Below are 15,739 nucleotides of genomic sequence, written 5' to 3'. Positions count from 1 at the left end.
ATGCGTGCATCGGGCGGCTGTAGCTCAGCTGGATAGAGTACTTGGCTACGAACCAAGGGGTCGTGGGTTCGATTCCTGCCAGCCGCACCAACGTTTCGAAAGGCCAGATCGCAAGATCTGGCCTTTTTCATTTCCGCCGACACCTCCGCCGCCATGCCCAGCCAGCTGATCGTCCGACCGCTCGCAACATCCGATTACGAGGGCTGGCGCCCGCTGTGGGACGGCTATAACGCGTTCTACCAGCGCAGCGGCCCCACCGCCCTTCCCGAAGCGATCACGCAAGCCACGTGGAACAGGTTCCTCGATCCGGCCGAACCCGTCCACGCGCTCGTGGCCGAGCAAGCCGGGCGGATCGTCGGGCTGGCCCACATCGTTTATCACCGCAGTACGACGCGGCTGCACGACGTCTGCTATCTGCAAGACTTGTTTACGGCACCCGAAATGCGCGGACTTGGCATCGGAAGGCGGCTGATCGAAGGCGTCTATGAAGCGGCACGCAATACGGGGAGTTCGCGCGTGTATTGGCAGACGCAGGCGGGAAATGCGGCCGCCCGCGCGCTGTACGACAACATCGCCAAACACCAGGGTTTCATCGTCTATTCGCATGAACTTTGATCGCCCGGAAGCTGGCACTTTGCCAATCATGAAACCGCTGCTATAATGCGTGCCTCGGGCGGCTGTAGCTCAGCTGGATAGAGTACTTGGCTACGAACCAAGGGGTCGTGGGTTCGATTCCTGCCAGCCGCACCAGTTTTTCGAAAGGCCAGATCGCACGATCTGGCCTTTTTCATTCGTGTCATGGGATTCCCGCTTCCCTCATCAGGCCGCGCCGGCGCCAACCGCATGCACCGCCGCGCCAGCCCTTCGGAGCACGGCACCGCCGGCAGATTGCCGACCATCGACGCCTCGCGCTCCGCGTCCGCTTCCACGATCTCGCGTTCCGCCAGTCCTTGCGGGCGTCTTCCACCAGCGTCACGGCGCCGTGCACGATGCGGCCGCAGACGCCGGTGATCGCCTGCGCTTGGCGGCGCAACATCACCTGGGCACCCCGGCGTCCAGGCCAGGTGCGTCGGCTCCGCGTCCAGCGTGTCCATGCCCGCCGCCTGGAGCGCACCATAACGCGCACGCGCCATACGGCGGCGGCCGGTTCCACCGGATTGCCGCCTTGTCGTCGACATTGAGGATGACATATCGAGGTTGCGCCCGCACGGTCGGCTTGCGCTTGCGGTCCAGGGGAACCGCAAGCGCATGGCGTTGCCGTTCGGGTAACGGGCTGCTATAATGCATGGCTCGGGCGGCTGTAGCTCAGCTGGATAGAGTACTTGGCTACGAACCAAGGGGTCGTGGGTTCGATTCCTGCCAGCCGCACCAACTTTTCAAAAGGCCAGATCGCACGATCTGGCCTTTTTCATTGGCACTGCCGGCCGAAGGCAACCTCCCGCCCCCCCCCCGGCGCCTTCCCTCAAGCGCCCCGCGTTGGCCCCCGTGTAATCGCATCGCCTGCCCGCCGCCAGTCGACACGGCGCCGCCGGTGGCCGCGATTGCCGCGCCGCTCGCGAACGGCACGGTCTCGGGCCTCGTCGGCGCGACCGTCAACGGCACCCTCGTCGCTTCCGATACCGCACGTCATACACGTTCAGCCGGAACCCGCCGGCAGCGCCAACGGCGTGGCCAACCTGGCCGCCGCCTGTGACGCCGCGGGCAATGCGGGCGAATCCGCCACCGTCGCAGTGAACGTCGCGATCGCGGTCACGACCGTCGCCAGGGACACGACGCCGCCCACGGCCGCCGTTGGCAATCCGGTGGCCGGCACCGTGTCCGGCAACGTCGTCGTCGCGATCGGCGCCTCCGACGACGCGGGCGCCGGCGGCATCGCGACCGTGCCCGCGATCGACGGCCGGACAAAGGCCTAAAGGCACGGGCGGTACGCCCGCCTGCCACTGGAACACGCGCAAGAACGGCGTCGTCCGGCACACCCAGGCGGCAACGTCCCGCGCTGCCGCCGGCAATGCGAGCAGCACGCCGGCCGCCGCGACGACGAAGTGAGGCGCCCGGGCTTTGCCAAATGAGGTAATGCCGATATAATGCGTGCCTCGGGCGGCTGTAGCTCAGCTGGATAGAGTACTTGGCTACGAACCAAGGGGTCGTGGGTTCGATTCCTGCCAGCCGCACCAACTTTTCAAAAGGCCAGATCGCACGATCTGGCCTTTTTCATTGGCTGGGTTCCGCAGCCATATTGATGAGCCCGGCCTCATCGTTATCCCGCCCACATTTCTTAACAATAGAACAATGATTGTTCGCAAATAGAAAAATCTCTGCCGCAGATTTTCTCGCGTCTTTACGTAGGAGTAGACCTACAAACACCGTGAAATATCGGGCAATTTTGTCATTTGCGCATACCAAATCGACCACGTTCTCTATGAAGAGCGGGTGAAATGCACGTCTGGACAGCAACAATTTACGTTCAGCATCTTTCCCCGGAGTAGCGCACACTTCGGTGATTTTCCGTGCTTTTTATCGTCGATTTGCTACGATGAAGTTCCCCGATTCTTGAAAACCAAGCTGCAGGACGCGGCTGTTTCTTTGCGAGGTAAGAAATGAAAAAATCACTGATTGCTGCTGTTGTGTTGGCCTCTGCGTCGTTCGTTTCCTCCGCTGCCATGGCAGCTACCGTCGGCAACACCCCGCAGGTCCTCGACCTGACCGACGGCAGCGGCTTCTTCGGCGACACGTTCGCGATGAACAACAATGGCAACACCTTTGCCGACCGTTTCACCTTCACGGTCGGCTCCACCGGCGTCGGCTCGAACCTGGACGCGATCATTTCGTCCGTCAGCCGCACCGCTGATACCGGTCTCGACATTACCGGCGTCTCCCTGTACAACGCAGCCGGCAATGCCCTGGTCTCGTCGGGCCACGCGCTCCAGTCGGGCAATATCGACGTCTGGACGATCTCCAGCAACAACCTGGCTGCCGGCAACTACTACCTGCAAGTGAGCGGTAACCTGGTCTCGAACCAGGCCGCCAGCTTCGGTGGCGCCGTGTCGATGGCCGCTCCGGTGCCGGAACCGGAAACCTACGGCATGATGCTGGCAGGCCTGGGCGTCCTGGGCTTCCTGGCTCGCCGCCGCAAGTCGGCCAAGCCGGCCTGAATCCGGTAGCTTGAGTCGGGCGGAAGCGTTCGCGCTTCCGCTTTTTTTTGTCCGGCGCCCGTACGCCGTCGCACGGATGCTCAGGTACGCAGTTTCTTGATGATGCTGCGATTCCCCAGAATTTCCTCGATCTGCTCGAAGCGCACCGGTTTCACCATGTGATGGTCGAAACCGGACTCGAACGCCAGCTGCCTGTCCTTTTCCTGCCCCCAGCCCGTCACGGCGACCATCACCGTCATCGTGCAGCACGACAGGTCGCGGATGCCCCGCGCCAGGTCGTAGCCGGACATCTGCGGCAGGCCGATGTCGAGGAAGGCATAGTCGGGACAGAAGCGCTTGGCGGCCGCCAGCGCGTCCACACCGTTGTGCGTGATGACGACGCTATGCCCCATTGCCGTCAGCAGCGCGCCGATGCTGTTGACGAAGTCGACATTGTCGTCGGCCAGCAGGATGCGGTACGTTTCCGAGGTGATGAACGACATTGGCGTCGGTTTGGCCGGCAGCTCCGGTTCGACGACGATCGGCAGCCGCACGACGAACTGGCTGCCGTGGCCGATGCCCCCGCTGTGCGCTTCGATGGTGCCGCCGTGCAGCTCGACCAGCTTGCGCGCCAGCGACAGGCCGACGCCCAGCCCTGCGTTCGAGCGCTCCAGGGTCGAATCGACCTGCACGAACATCTCGAACACGGTGTCGAGCATGTCCGGCGCGATGCCGATGCCGGTGTCGGACACGACCAGCGTGAGCGTACGGTCGTCGACCGTCGCGCGCAGACCCACGCGGCCGCCCCGATTGGTGTATTTGGCCGCGTTGTTCAGCAGGTTGGAGAGGATTTGCGCGAGGCGCGTCGCGTCGCCGTTCAGGAACACGGGACGGTCCGGCAGGTCGATCGTCAGCTCATGGCCGTGCAGTTCGATGTACGGACGCACGACTTCGAGCGCGTCGTTGACGACGGCCTTCAGTTCCACGCGGCCGCTCTTGATCGCGAATTTGCCGGTGTTGATGCGCGAGACGTCCAGCAGGTCGTCGACGAGACGCACCATCTGGCGCAGCTGCCGCTCCATGATGTCGGTCGCGCGCTGGGTGGCCTGGGCATCGCCGCTGCGCAAACGCAGGATGTCCAGGCCCGTGCGGATGGGCGCCAGCGGATTCCTCAGTTCGTGCGCCAGCGTGGCGAGGAATTCGTCCTTGCGGCGGTCGCCAAGGCGCAACGCCTCCTCCGCGCGCTCGCGCACCTGCATTTCGTGCTCGAGCGTCGCGTTCGCTTCCTGCAGCGCGTGGGAGCGGCGGCCGATCTCGGCCAGCATGTCGTTGAAGGCAGCGACGAGCACGCCGATCTCGCCGCTGTCGTTGCCCGGCACGCGCAACGTGAAATCGCGCCGCTGCATCACCTGGCGCGCGACATTGGTCACGGCCGCCAGCGGCCGCGTGATGGCGGCTTGCAGGCGCGACGCCACGAGGCCCGCGATCACGAGCGCGCCCAGCATCACGGCGCCCAGGATCGCGCCATAGCTGAACAGGCGGTCGACGAGGCCGTAGCGCGAGCGCAGGTAGACCGTGCCCACCATCTCGCCGTTTTCCACGATGTTGCGGAACACGGCCACCTCGCCGCCCTCGATGCGGTAGCCGGACGCCGCCGGGCGCGCCGGGATGGTCTGGTTCGGCGCGGCCGCATAGGTGGCGAAGCGCGTGCCGTCGCTCGTATAGATGGCCGCCGCCAGGATCTGCGGGCGCACGCGCAGCACGGCGAGATTCTGGCGGGCCGTTTCCTCGTCGTTGAACGTCAGCGCCGGCGCGGTCACGCGCGCCATGATGTCGGCCTGGGTCATCAGGTCGTCCATCCAGTAGCGCTGGAAGGCGCGCAGGTCGAACAACAACATGGCGACGGAAGCCGCCAATAGCGCGACGAACGTCGTGGATACCGCCATCAGAATCAGTTTGCCGCGGACCGTGCCGCCGTCGCGCACCACCATCACTGCGCTCCTTTCTGCACCCGGTTCGCCACCGTCAGCAGGCGCGAACTGAGTTTGATGCCATTGCGTTCCGCCGCATCGAGGGCGACGTCGAAGCGGACGCGCTCGTCGACGACGCGGAAATTGATCACACTACCGACCTGCAAGCCGTTCTCGCACTCGGTCACGACAAGCATCGCGCCGGTGGCCTGGCGCACGATGCGCGCCACCCGCTGCGGATCGCTCCCGCCGATGAACAACAGGTGCACGCGGGCGCCGGCGTCGGACTCGCGCAGCTCGCGCACTTCGATGGCGCGGTTGTTGACGGTGCGTCCCGCCACCACGCGCGCCAGTTCGACGGCCAGGTCGTCGGCGCCGATCACGCCGATCGTCAGCGGCGCCGCGGCGTCGGGAAAGGCGCTGGCGGGAAAGTCGGTGTATCCGAGGAATTTAAACAGGAAGGCCGCCTTCACCCGTCGCTCCAGCGGCACGCCCGGCATCGTGCCCTGCGCGCGCACCGGCGGCGCCAGACCGGCGCCGGCGCACAGCACGGCCAGCGAGGCGAACGCCCAGCCGGCGATGGACCGGCGCATGCCGCGGTTCGTAAATCGGTTCAATTGACGGTGCATCGGCCGGATGGCAATCCCAGGACTGTAGACGGTGGCAGGGAGCGCCCGGACCCAGGGCGCCCTACGAAACGGCCGGATAAGACACGCCGGGCACAGCCGACGCGTGCCCGACATGGGGAATGATAGCCGCGCAAGGTCGGCAATGGCAACGCGTGGTGCGTTTCCGTGAAGGGTTGAACTCGAAAGAACGTGAACGACAGCAAGGCGTCTTTAAACATTTTGCTATCGTAGAACATTTTCTTTAGTGCACCAAGAGCAACACGCCAAGCGTGCGCACGGCCGAGTCATTTATAAAAGCAATAGCGGAGGGGGTGTACCAGATTCTGTGTAAACGATTCTTCGTTTAAGTCTGCGGCACCCGGTCTTCAAACTGGATGGCGAAGCGGTTTAACGCAGCTTTCCAGTCCCGTATCGGCATCGTCCACTTCTTGCTGATGTTGTTCAGGGCAAGATAAAACAGCTTGCTGACAGCTTCATCGGTCGGAAAGGAACTGCGGGCCTTGGTCACTTTTCGCAGGCTCATGTTAATCGATTCAATAGCGTTCGTGGTGTATATCACCTTTCGGATTTCCGGCGGGTAGTCGAAGAACGGTATGACGCGCGCCCAGTTACGGCGCCAGGACTGACTTATCGGTTTATACTGTTTATCCCATTTATCTTCGAATTCGGCAAGCCTGAGTTCAGCCTCGTCGGTAGTGGCTGCACTGTAAATCAACTTCAGATCGGCGGCGACTTCCTTCTGCGCTTTCCAGGGCACGAAATTCAGGCTGTTGCGCACCATGTGAACGATGCACAGCTGAACCGAGGTCTGCGGGTAGACCGCCTCGATGGCGTCCGGGAAGCCTTTCAGGCCGTCGACGCAGGCGATGAATATGTCCTGCACGCCACGATTTTTTAGCTCGGTCACGACCTGCAGCCAGAACTTCGCGCCTTCAGTTTGGGAGATCCACAGGCCCAGCACCTCCTTGTGGCCATCCATGTTGACGCCGATGGCCAGGTAGACCGCCTTGGTACGCACCGCGCCGTTGTCGCGCACCTTGACGTGAATGCAGTCGAGATAGAGGATCGGGTACACGGCGTCGAGCGGGCGGGCCTGCCAGAGCTTCACATCCTCGCTGACAGCGTCCGTGACGTTGGAAATGAGGGTCGGTGACACCTCGGTGCCGTACATCTCTTCCAGATGGCTTTGGATCTCCCGCACGCTCAGGCCACGCGCGTAGAGCGAGATGATTTTGTCGTCGAAGCCGGTCCAGCGTGTCTGATGCTTGACGACGATCTGCGGCTCGAACGTGCCCTGGCGGTCGCGAGGAACGTCAAGCGGCAGCGCGCCGAAATCGCCCTTGAGCGTCTTGATGCTATGGCCGTTGCGGGTGTTGGCAGTGCTGTTGGTCACCTCGCCGCTTTTGTCGTGGCCCAGGTGGTCGGTCATCTCGACTTCCAGCGCGCGCTCGACCAGCATCTTGGTGAGCTGCTTGAGCAGCCCATTTTCGCCGATCAGGTCCTCGGGCTTCTGGTAGTTTGCCAGCAGGCCGTCGGCAAGTTTGAGCAGTTCCGGATCGGGCTTGGCCCGCTTGTTACGCTTTACAACGGTCATCGTTTCTCCTAATGGCGGCAGTGTCCTGCCAAATGACCGTTTACACAATATTATTTACACCCTCATAGCGGACATTGCAAAACTAAATTGGATTTCTTTTTTGCGATGCAGCATTATGAGCATGTCTCCTCTATTCTCCTCCAAGGATAGATTCAGCCCGCTCCCGTAGCGGGCTTTTTTTTTGCCCCGAGGGTTACCTGCGGCGCATTATGCTGTGCCGCAATATCGGCTGTTCCTCATGTTGTTCTTTTGCGACCGTCGACTCTTTTTCCCATCCGACAACGTTCCCAGTCGTGCCGCCCCCTGTTTCCGATTTGGTGTACGATGCATCCTCTTTTCGTTTAGATAACAACCTTTACCGCGCTATGCTCTTCCCCGGCAGGTCCGCACAATCCTCCAGCTCATTCGACTGGTCCGCTTCCCGGCTCGGCGATCCGCAGCAGTGGCCGCAGGCGCTGAGACTGACGGCCGATGTGATGTTCAATACCCCGCTGCCGCTGCTGCTGGTATGGGGGCGGGACATGACGGTCCTGTTCAACGACGCTTATGGCGCGCTGGCCGGTCCGGCGTACGGGCGGGTGCCGGGCGGCAGCGTGCCGCCCGTGATGCCGCCGCCGCTGGCGGCGGGCGGCGCCGAGCTGGAACGCGCCTGGGATGGCGAGGCGGCGTACGCCCCCGGCCGCACGCTCGTGTTCGCGGGCAGCGACGGCGGCGGGCACTACGACTTGTATTTCACGCCCGTGCGTGCCGGCGACGACACCGTGGCGGGCGTGCTGTGCGCGCTGGCGCCCGCCGCGCCCGTGCCGGACGCGGCCGGCGCCGACACGACCGGTCCGCTGCGCATCCTGGTCGTCGAAGACAACGTCGATTCCCAATACCTCGTGTGCGAGATGCTGCGCGCCTTCGGCCACGAGGCGGACGGCGTCGGCCACCCGGACGACGCGCTGGCGCGGCTGGCGGCCGGGCGCTACGATGTGCTGTTCACGGACGTGAGCCTGCCCGGCATGTCCGGCGTCGAACTGGCGCGGCAGGCGGTGGCCCAGGCCCCCTCGATGCGGGTGATCTTTGCGTCGGGCTACGGCGACACCTTGTTGCGTCATGTGGAATTTCCCTATCTGTCGTTGCAGAAGCCTTACGAGCTCGATCAGCTCCAGCAGGCCCTCGACAAGGTGGCGCACCCGCTGCCGGTGCGCACCTGAACGATGGGTCAAAGGTGTGCAACAAAGGGCCCGGCCTGGGCTAGAATTGGTGTACGGCTCGTTACGCGCCGTGGACGGACGTGCCCGCGCATTCCGCACGGCACAGCAGCCCCGCGCGCAGAGCCCAGAACGATGATCGATTTCGAGCCCACCGGCAAAGCACCCCGCCCCACCGAGCCGCTTCCCTCGCTCGGCCCGGCGCCGTCCACGGTGATCTCGTGGGGAGACCTCCGGTGAACGACGAGCGCGACCAGCTGCGGCAGTCTCCCGCGCAGCCCGCTGCTGCCGCGTCCGCTGTCGTCCCCGCCTCCGATCCCGCCGCCACCGCACGCGAATTGCAGGAAGCGCGCGAAGCCCTGCGCCTGGCCAATGCGCGCATGGAAAACATGCTCGAGAGCCTGACCGACGGCTTCTGCGCCGTCGACCATCACTGGCGCATCATGTACATCAACGGACGCGCGCTGGACATGCTCGCGCCCATCCAGAAGACCCGGCCCAGCCTCGTCGGGCACGACCTGTGGGCCTCGTTCCCGGAACTGCGCGGCAGCCTGCTGGAAACCGTGTACCGGCGCGCGATGGTCAGTCGCGAGACGGCGATCCAGGAATTCTTCTGGCCCGCGCTGAAGCGCTGGTTCGAAGTGCGCGCCCATCCGTCGCCGGACGGCCTCACGCTCTACTTCCAGGACATCAACCGGCGCAAGGCCGACCAGCAGGCCCTGCAGCAGGGCAATAGCCGCCTGCAGGTGGCGCTGGCCGCGGGCCGCCTGGGCGACTGGCGCTGGGATGCCGCCAGCGACCGCGTGATGCTGGGCGAACGCGCGGCCGCCATCTTCGGCCTGCCGGCGGAACAGCCGCTCGCGTGGAGCGAGCTGCGCGCCCGCCTCGATCCGGGCGACCGCGAAAGCGTGCGGCGCGCCGTGCTGCAGGCCTTTGCCGGCCACAGCGACCTCGAACTGGAATGCCGCCTGCCGGGACCGAACGGCGAGCCGCGCTGGGTCGCGCTCGTCGGCCGCGCCGACTACGCCGACCAGGTGCGGCGCGAAGGCGTGCTGGGCATGACGGGCGTCGTGCAGGACATCACGGCCCGGCGCAGCGCCGCCGACGCGCTGCGCCAAAGCGAGGAAGTGCTGCGCGCGCTGGCCAACACGATCCCGCAGCTGGCCTGGATGGCCCAGGCCGACGGCGCCATCGTCTGGTTCAACGAACGCTGGTTCGAATACACGGGCACGACGCCCGACCAGGTCGTCGGCTGGGGCTGGCAAACGACCGTCGAACCGACGGTGCTCCCGGCCGTGCAGGACCGGTGGAACGCCTGCATCCGCAGCGGCGACCCGTTCGAGATGGAATACCCGATCCGCGGCGCGGACCAAACCTACCGCTGGTTCCTGACGCGCGTCAATCCGGTGCGCGACCGCCACGGCAAGGTGCTGCGCTGGTTCGGCACGAACACGGACGTCGACGAGGTCAAGCGCGCCGAACAGGCCTTGCGCGACGAATCGCACGTCCTGGAACTGCTCAACAGTACCGGCACCGCCCTCTCGTCCACGCGCGACCTGCGCTCGCTGCTGCAGGCCGCGACCGACGCCGCCACCCGCATCGCCGGCGCGCGTCAGGGCGCCTTCCTCTACCATGCCCGCAACGAAGGCGACAGCGGCAATATGTTCACGCTGTACACCGTCTCCGGCGGCAGCCCGGCCGGGTTCGAGGCGTTCGGCGAAGCCGGCCCCAACGGCCTGTTCGGCCCGGGCCTCGCGGACCGTCCGACCGGCCTGATCCGCTCCGGCGACGTTACGCACGACGCCCGCTTCGGCGAGGCGACCCCGTTCGGCCTGCCCGCCGGCCACCCGGCCGTGCGCAGCTACCTGGCCGTCCCCGTCGTCGCTCCCTCCGGGGAATTGCTCGGCACCATGTTCTTCGGGCACCCGGAAGTGGATGTGTTCAGCGAGCGCACGGAACGCATCGTGCGCGGCATCGCGGCCCAGGCCGCCGTCGCCATCGACAATGCGCGCCTGTACGAAGCCGCCCAGCGGGCTGCCGAGGAGCGCAAGGTCTTGCTGGAAAGCGAGCGCCAGGCGCGCGCCGAGGCCGAGCGCACGAGCCAGATGAAGGACGAATTCCTGGCCACCCTGTCGCACGAGCTGCGTACGCCGCTGTCGGCGATCCTCGGCTGGGCCCAGGTGCTGCGGCGCGGCAGCCGCGACCAGAACGATTTGCAGAAAGGCCTGCAGACGATCGAGCGCAATGCGCGCGCCCAGGCCCAGCTGATCGAAGACCTGCTCGACATGAGCCGCATCACGTCCGGCAAGGTGTTGCTCGACATGCAGGCCGTGGCGCCGGCCAGCTTCATCGACGCCGCCGTCGAGACCGTCCGCCCGGCGGCCGACGCCAAGAACATCCGCATCGAAAAACACTATGCCGCCGATCCGGGCCTCGTCGCGGGCGACCCGGCCCGGCTGCAGCAGATCGTGTGGAACCTGCTGTCGAACGCCATCAAGTTCACGCCCCGCGACGGCCTCGTCACCATCGAACTGGCGGGCAACGAGGCCAGCGTGTCCGTCACGGTGCGCGACAACGGCGTCGGCATCCGCCCGGAATTCATCACCCACGTGTTCGAGCGCTTCCGCCAGGCCGATGCGTCGATGACGCGGCGCCACGGCGGCCTCGGCCTTGGCCTCGCGATCGTCAAGCACCTGGTCGAGCAGCACGGCGGCACGGTCCGCGCCGAGAGCGCCGGCGAGGGCAAGGGCGCCAGCTTCACCATCGAATTGCCGCTCGCCAAACAACAGCCGCCGGCGGCACGCAACGCGCGTGCCGCCATGATCCTGCCGACGCCGGCGACGCCGGAAATGACCGTGCTCGACCTGTCCGGCGTCAACGTGCTCGTCGTCGACGACGACCGCGATGCGCGCGAACTGATCAAACGCATCCTCAGCGATTGCGGCGCCACCGTGCGTATCGCCGCCAGCGCCCGCGACGCGTTTGCACTCTTCAAGGAAAGTGCGCCGAATCTCTTGATCAGCGATCTGGGCATGCCGGAAGTGGACGGTTTCGAATTACTCGAGTGGGTGCGCCACCTGGAACGGGAGCAAGGCAGCCAGGTCCCGGCCATCGCGCTGACGGCGTTCGCCCGCTCGGAAGATCGGTTGAGCGCGCTGGAGGCTGGTTTTTCGGCACATATCTCGAAACCGGTCGAGCCGAGTGAACTAATTGCAACAGTTGCATCGGTCGTCGGCCCCTCTTCCCCTCTCGTGAATCGTGCTGCAGCATCCGCTGCGGGCCGAAATGGCGTACGCTAGCGGTATGGCTAGAGAGAAGATTAATGTTCCTACCCACGCACGCGGCGCTGTCCTACAAGAAATTCTCGGCCATTTGCTAGACTTAGGAATGTTGCGCTATAGTCGGTTTCGTTAAGGAATTAACGGGTCCGGCCTTGATTGAATGAGATTACGCATGCCCAGCCGACAAGACATCCTGAACGCGAAGATCCTGGTCGTAGACGATTCCCCCGACAATATCGAATTGATGGAAGAGATATTGCGCGAGGAAGGCTACACCGACGTCAGTTCGACGATGCTGCCGGAACAAGTATGCCCGCTGCATCGCGAACACAACTACGACCTGATCCTGCTCGACCTGCAGATGCCGGGGCTGAACGGTTTCCAGGTCATGAAAGGCCTCAAGGAAATCGAACAGGGCGGCTACCTGCCCGTGCTGGCCCTGACGGCCCAGCCCAGCTTCAAGATCGCCGCCCTGGAAGCGGGCGCGCGCGATTTCATCAGCAAGCCGTTCGACCTGCTCGAGGTGCACAAGCGTATCCACAACATGCTGGAAGTGCGCCTGCTGTACAAGGAACTCGCGCAGTACAGCCGCGCCCAGCAGGAACTCGCCCTGCACGACGCCCTCACCGGCCTGCCGAACCGCCGCCTGCTGGAAGACCGCATCGAAACGGCCCTGCAGCATGCCAACCGCAACCACCACAAGGCCGCGGTGATGTACCTCGACCTGGACGGCTTCAAGGCGATCAACGACACATATGGCCACGCCTACGGCGACGAGATCCTGAAGATGGTGTCGCAGCGGCTGCTGTCGAATTCGCGCAAGGAAGACACGGTGGCGCGCCTGGGCGGCGATGAATTCATCGTCCTGCTGGCCGACGTGCACAGCCTGGCCGACGCGCAAGGCCCGGCCGCCAAGCTCGTCGAGGCGCTGTCGGAACCGTTCTTCATTAACGACCTGACGCTGCAACTGTCGACCAGCATCGGCATCAGCCTGTATCCGGATGACGCCGAGAACGTCGTCGACCTGATCAGCATCGCCGACTACGCGCTGTACGAAGCGAAGCGCGCCGGCAAGAACCGCTACTGCGCCGACGGCAGCGCCGCGCGCCAGGCGGCACTGGCCGTCAAGCCATCCATGCCGCCGCCGGTCGCCCCGGCCGTCGCGCCATCGCCGGAACTGGCGCAGCACCGCTGACAGCCCGCCACCGCAAGTCGACGCCCGCCCCTGTGCGGGCGTTTGTTTTTATGTTGGCTATTAACAACACGATGAATGTTGCTTAAATCCTACGCCGGGCAAATGGTAGCGGATGTCCGGTCCGCCTGGCCGTCATCGTCCCGGCCGCCTTCTCTCTGGCGCGCGCACATACGATCGTGAACGCCAACCCGACACTATGCAACAGTCGGTCAGCACGGGCAAATACCGTTTAGCTAAGCGATTTATACGTTTTCAAAATATATGTGACGTAATCTTTCCCAATTGTCTTTACTGCTAGCATGGGCAATCTTTGCCACTCGACAAAGAAGCGAAAACAATAGCCCCAAGCAAAAGGAAGAGACGCACATGTACGTACGCCCAACCCGAATGTTCGCCCGCACGCTGCTGGCCGCTGCCGTCGCCGGCACGTTCCCCCTGTATGCCCTGGCCGACGAACCCGACCAGGCCCCCGACCAGGCCGCGGATCAGGCCGCGCCGGCCAAGTCCGGCCAACGCCTCGAAACCGTGATCGTGACCGCCCAGCGACGCGCCGAGAATCTCAAGGAAGTGCCGATGTCGGTCACCGCGATCAAGGGCGAAAAGCTCGACGTGCTGACGTCCGGTGGCGCCGACATCCGTTTCCTGGCCGGCCGCTCGCCGTCCCTGAACGTCGAATCCGACTACGGCCGCTCGTTCCCGCGCTTTTATATCCGTGGCCAGGGCAATACCGATTTCGACCTGAACGCGTCGCAGCCGGTGGGCCTCGTCGTCGACGACATCGTGCAGGAAAGCCCGATGCTCAAGGGCTTCCCCGTGTTCGACGTCGACCAGGTCGAGGTGCTGCGCGGCCCGCAAGGTACGCTGTTCGGCCGTAACTCCCCGGCCGGCGTGATCAAGTTCGACTCGGCGAAACCCGTGTTCAAGACGGAAGGCTATGCCGTCCTCGGCGCCGGCAACTACGGCACCGTCAATGCGGAAGGCGCGTACAACATGCCGCTGTCGGAGACGACGGCGCTGCGCGTCTCGCTGCAATCGCAGCACCGCAACAACCGCGTCCACAACCCGCTGCCGAACGCCTACACGCGCGACTTCGAAGGCTATGACGACAACGCCGCGCGCGTGCAGCTGCTGGTCAAGCCGACCCGCGACTTCTCGGCCCTGTTCAACGTCCACGGCCGCGACATGCGCGGCAATGCGACGCTGTTCCGCGCCAACATCATCAAAAAGGGGACGAACGACCTCGTCGACGGCTTCAACTACGACAGCTACCCGACCGACGGCGGCAACAACCAGACGCTGCGCACCAGCGGCGCCAACATGCGCCTGCGCTGGGACTTCGACGGCATGACCCTGCACTCGATCACGGGTTACGAGCACGCCTACTTCTACAGCCGCGGCGACGTCGACGGCGGCTTCGGCGCGGCCTACGCGCCGCCGATGGGGCCGAACTACCCGGGCCAGAACGCGTACATCCCGTTCACGGTCGAGACGGCGGACCTGCTGCCCGAGCATAACCAGACGACGCAGGAAATCCGCCTGGAATCGAACACGAAGGATCCGCTGCAGTGGATGGCCGGCGTGTTCTATTTCGACGAGCACATCCGCATCGATTCGATCAGCTTCAACACGCTGGCGCCGGGCAATCCGAAGAACGACGCGTACGCGACGCAGACGCAGGACGCGCGCTCCTGGGCCGTGTTCGGCACCCTGAACTACAAGGTGACGGACCAGCTGAAACTGCGCGGCGGCCTGCGCTACACGAACGACAACAAGGACTTCGTGGCCCAGCGCTTCGAACCGCCCAAGACGAGCGGCCCGCTGCCGCTGCACAGCGATTCGCACAACGTCAGCTGGGACGGCTCGGTCAGCTACGCGCTGGATGCCGACACCAACCTGTTCGCGCGCGTCGCCACCGGCTACCGTGCGCCGTCGATGCAGGGCCGCCTGAACGGCCTCGCCGACAAGCCGTCGATGGCCGGCGCAGAAAAGGCGCTGTCGTACGAGGCCGGCATCAAGGCCGACATGCTGGACCGCCGCGCACGCCTGTCCGCGACGGTCTTCCAGTACCGCGTCAAGGACAAGCAGCTGACGGCCGGCAGCGGCACGATCAACATGAACCAGCTGATCAACGCGGACAAGGTCACGGGCCAGGGCGTGGAAATGGACTTCCAGGCAATCCTGTCGGACGACTGGCGCGCCAGCCTCGGCGCCAGCTACAACGACACGGAGATCAAGGACCCGAACCTGTTCGTGCAGACGTGCGGCAACCAGCCCAACACGAACGGCTTGAACGGCTGCACCCCGACCGGCGTGCCCGGCCCGTTCCCGTACACGCAAAAGCTGAACGGCCTGCCGCTGCCGCGCTCGCCGAAATGGCAGACCAACTTCACGCTGCGTTACTCGCATCCGCTGGCCGACGGCGAACTGTACGCGCTCACCGACTGGTCGTACCGTACCGAGTACAACATGTTCCTGTACGAAGCGAAGGAGTACAGGGCGAAGGCGCTGCTGGAAGGCGGCCTGCGGGTCGGCTACAAGTGGGCCGACGGGAAGTATGAAGTCGCCGCGTTCGCGCGCAACATCACGAACCGCATCCAGGTCGTGGCCGCGATCGACTTCGACAACCTCACGGGCATCGTCAACGAGCCGCGCAACTACGGCGCGCAGTTCCGCGTGAACTTCTAAGCTCGCCGATTGCCAATACGCGGGCAGGACGACGGGTTATCCCTGTCGTCCTGCCCGT

10 protein-coding genes and 4 tRNA genes are annotated in these 15,739 nt (G+C 64.6%); 11 read left to right on the top strand and 3 right to left on the bottom strand.

Annotation, left to right across the window (positions count from 1 at the left end):
• The first annotated feature begins 13 nt into the window (after positions 1-13).
• The 7 genes from BVG12_RS32090 to BVG12_RS32060 all read left to right on the top strand — a co-directional run bounded on the left by BVG12_RS32090 (position 14) and on the right by BVG12_RS32060 (position 3,152).
• Positions 14-90 (top strand) — tRNA-Arg (locus tag BVG12_RS32090).
• A gap of 63 nt (positions 91-153) precedes the next feature.
• Positions 154-615, top strand: coding sequence for a GNAT family N-acetyltransferase (locus tag BVG12_RS32085; RefSeq protein WP_075795950.1), 462 nt, complete (start codon positions 154-156; stop codon positions 613-615).
• A 58-nt stretch (positions 616-673) separates the two neighbouring features.
• A tRNA-Arg gene (locus BVG12_RS32080) sits at positions 674-750 on the top strand.
• Positions 751-1,294: 544 nt separating this feature from the next.
• Positions 1,295-1,371 (top strand) — tRNA-Arg (locus BVG12_RS32075).
• 296 nt (positions 1,372-1,667) lie between these two features.
• On the top strand, positions 1,668-1,913 hold the full coding sequence (locus BVG12_RS32070; RefSeq protein WP_075795949.1) for a hypothetical protein: 246 nt from the start codon (positions 1,668-1,670) through the stop codon (positions 1,911-1,913).
• 184 nt (positions 1,914-2,097) lie between these two features.
• Positions 2,098-2,174: transfer RNA gene (locus BVG12_RS32065), tRNA-Arg, on the top strand.
• Between the two features lie 423 nt (positions 2,175-2,597).
• Positions 2,598-3,152: an FxDxF family PEP-CTERM protein gene (locus BVG12_RS32060; RefSeq protein WP_075795948.1), complete on the top strand. Its 555-nt coding sequence runs from the start codon at positions 2,598-2,600 to the stop codon at positions 3,150-3,152.
• Positions 3,153-3,232: 80 nt separating this feature from the next.
• Here the strand turns inward: BVG12_RS32060 and BVG12_RS32055 are convergent, their stop codons facing one another.
• The 3 genes from BVG12_RS32055 to BVG12_RS32045 all read right to left on the bottom strand — a co-directional run bounded on the left by BVG12_RS32055 (position 3,233) and on the right by BVG12_RS32045 (position 7,324).
• Positions 3,233-5,122 (bottom strand): sensor histidine kinase, YfiR-like protein-associated, encoded by a 1,890-nt coding sequence (locus tag BVG12_RS32055; RefSeq protein WP_075795947.1) that lies wholly within the window; start codon positions 5,120-5,122, stop codon positions 3,233-3,235.
• The gene (locus tag BVG12_RS32050) at positions 5,122-5,694 is read right to left on the bottom strand and encodes a TOL_0243 family YfiR-like periplasmic protein (protein ID WP_075795946.1); all 573 of its coding nucleotides are present in this window, start codon (positions 5,692-5,694) and stop codon (positions 5,122-5,124) included. The genes BVG12_RS32055 and BVG12_RS32050 overlap by 1 nt, the downstream gene beginning before the upstream one ends.
• A 379-nt stretch (positions 5,695-6,073) precedes the next feature.
• Complete coding sequence (locus tag BVG12_RS32045) at positions 6,074-7,324, bottom strand: IS256 family transposase (RefSeq protein WP_075791135.1); 1,251 nt, start codon at positions 7,322-7,324, stop codon at positions 6,074-6,076.
• A gap of 476 nt (positions 7,325-7,800) precedes the next feature.
• Between BVG12_RS32045 and BVG12_RS32040 the strand changes: the two genes are divergently transcribed.
• From BVG12_RS32040 to BVG12_RS32025, 4 genes are all read left to right on the top strand, one after another.
• Positions 7,801-8,523 carry a response regulator gene (locus BVG12_RS32040; RefSeq protein WP_229503768.1) on the top strand — a complete coding sequence of 241 codons (723 nt, stop codon included), beginning with the start codon at positions 7,801-7,803 and terminating at the stop codon, positions 8,521-8,523.
• Positions 8,524-8,756: 233 nt separating this feature from the next.
• Positions 8,757-11,819: an ATP-binding protein gene (locus tag BVG12_RS32035; protein ID WP_075795944.1), complete on the top strand. Its 3,063-nt coding sequence runs from the start codon at positions 8,757-8,759 to the stop codon at positions 11,817-11,819.
• A 154-nt stretch (positions 11,820-11,973) separates the two neighbouring features.
• Positions 11,974-12,996, top strand: a complete 1,023-nt coding sequence (locus BVG12_RS32030; protein ID WP_075795943.1) for a GGDEF domain-containing response regulator — start codon at positions 11,974-11,976, stop codon at positions 12,994-12,996.
• Positions 12,997-13,362: 366 nt separating this feature from the next.
• Positions 13,363-15,681: a TonB-dependent receptor gene (locus BVG12_RS32025; protein WP_075795942.1), complete on the top strand. Its 2,319-nt coding sequence runs from the start codon at positions 13,363-13,365 to the stop codon at positions 15,679-15,681.
• The last annotated feature ends 58 nt before the right edge of the window (positions 15,682-15,739 follow it).

Origin of the sequence: Massilia putida, from assembly GCF_001941825.1 — a bacterium.
Taxonomy (GTDB): domain Bacteria; phylum Pseudomonadota; class Gammaproteobacteria; order Burkholderiales; family Burkholderiaceae_D; genus Telluria; species Telluria putida.
The sequence above is the reverse complement of the archived record's forward strand: the minus strand, read 5'-3'. Positions and strand labels throughout refer to the sequence as shown.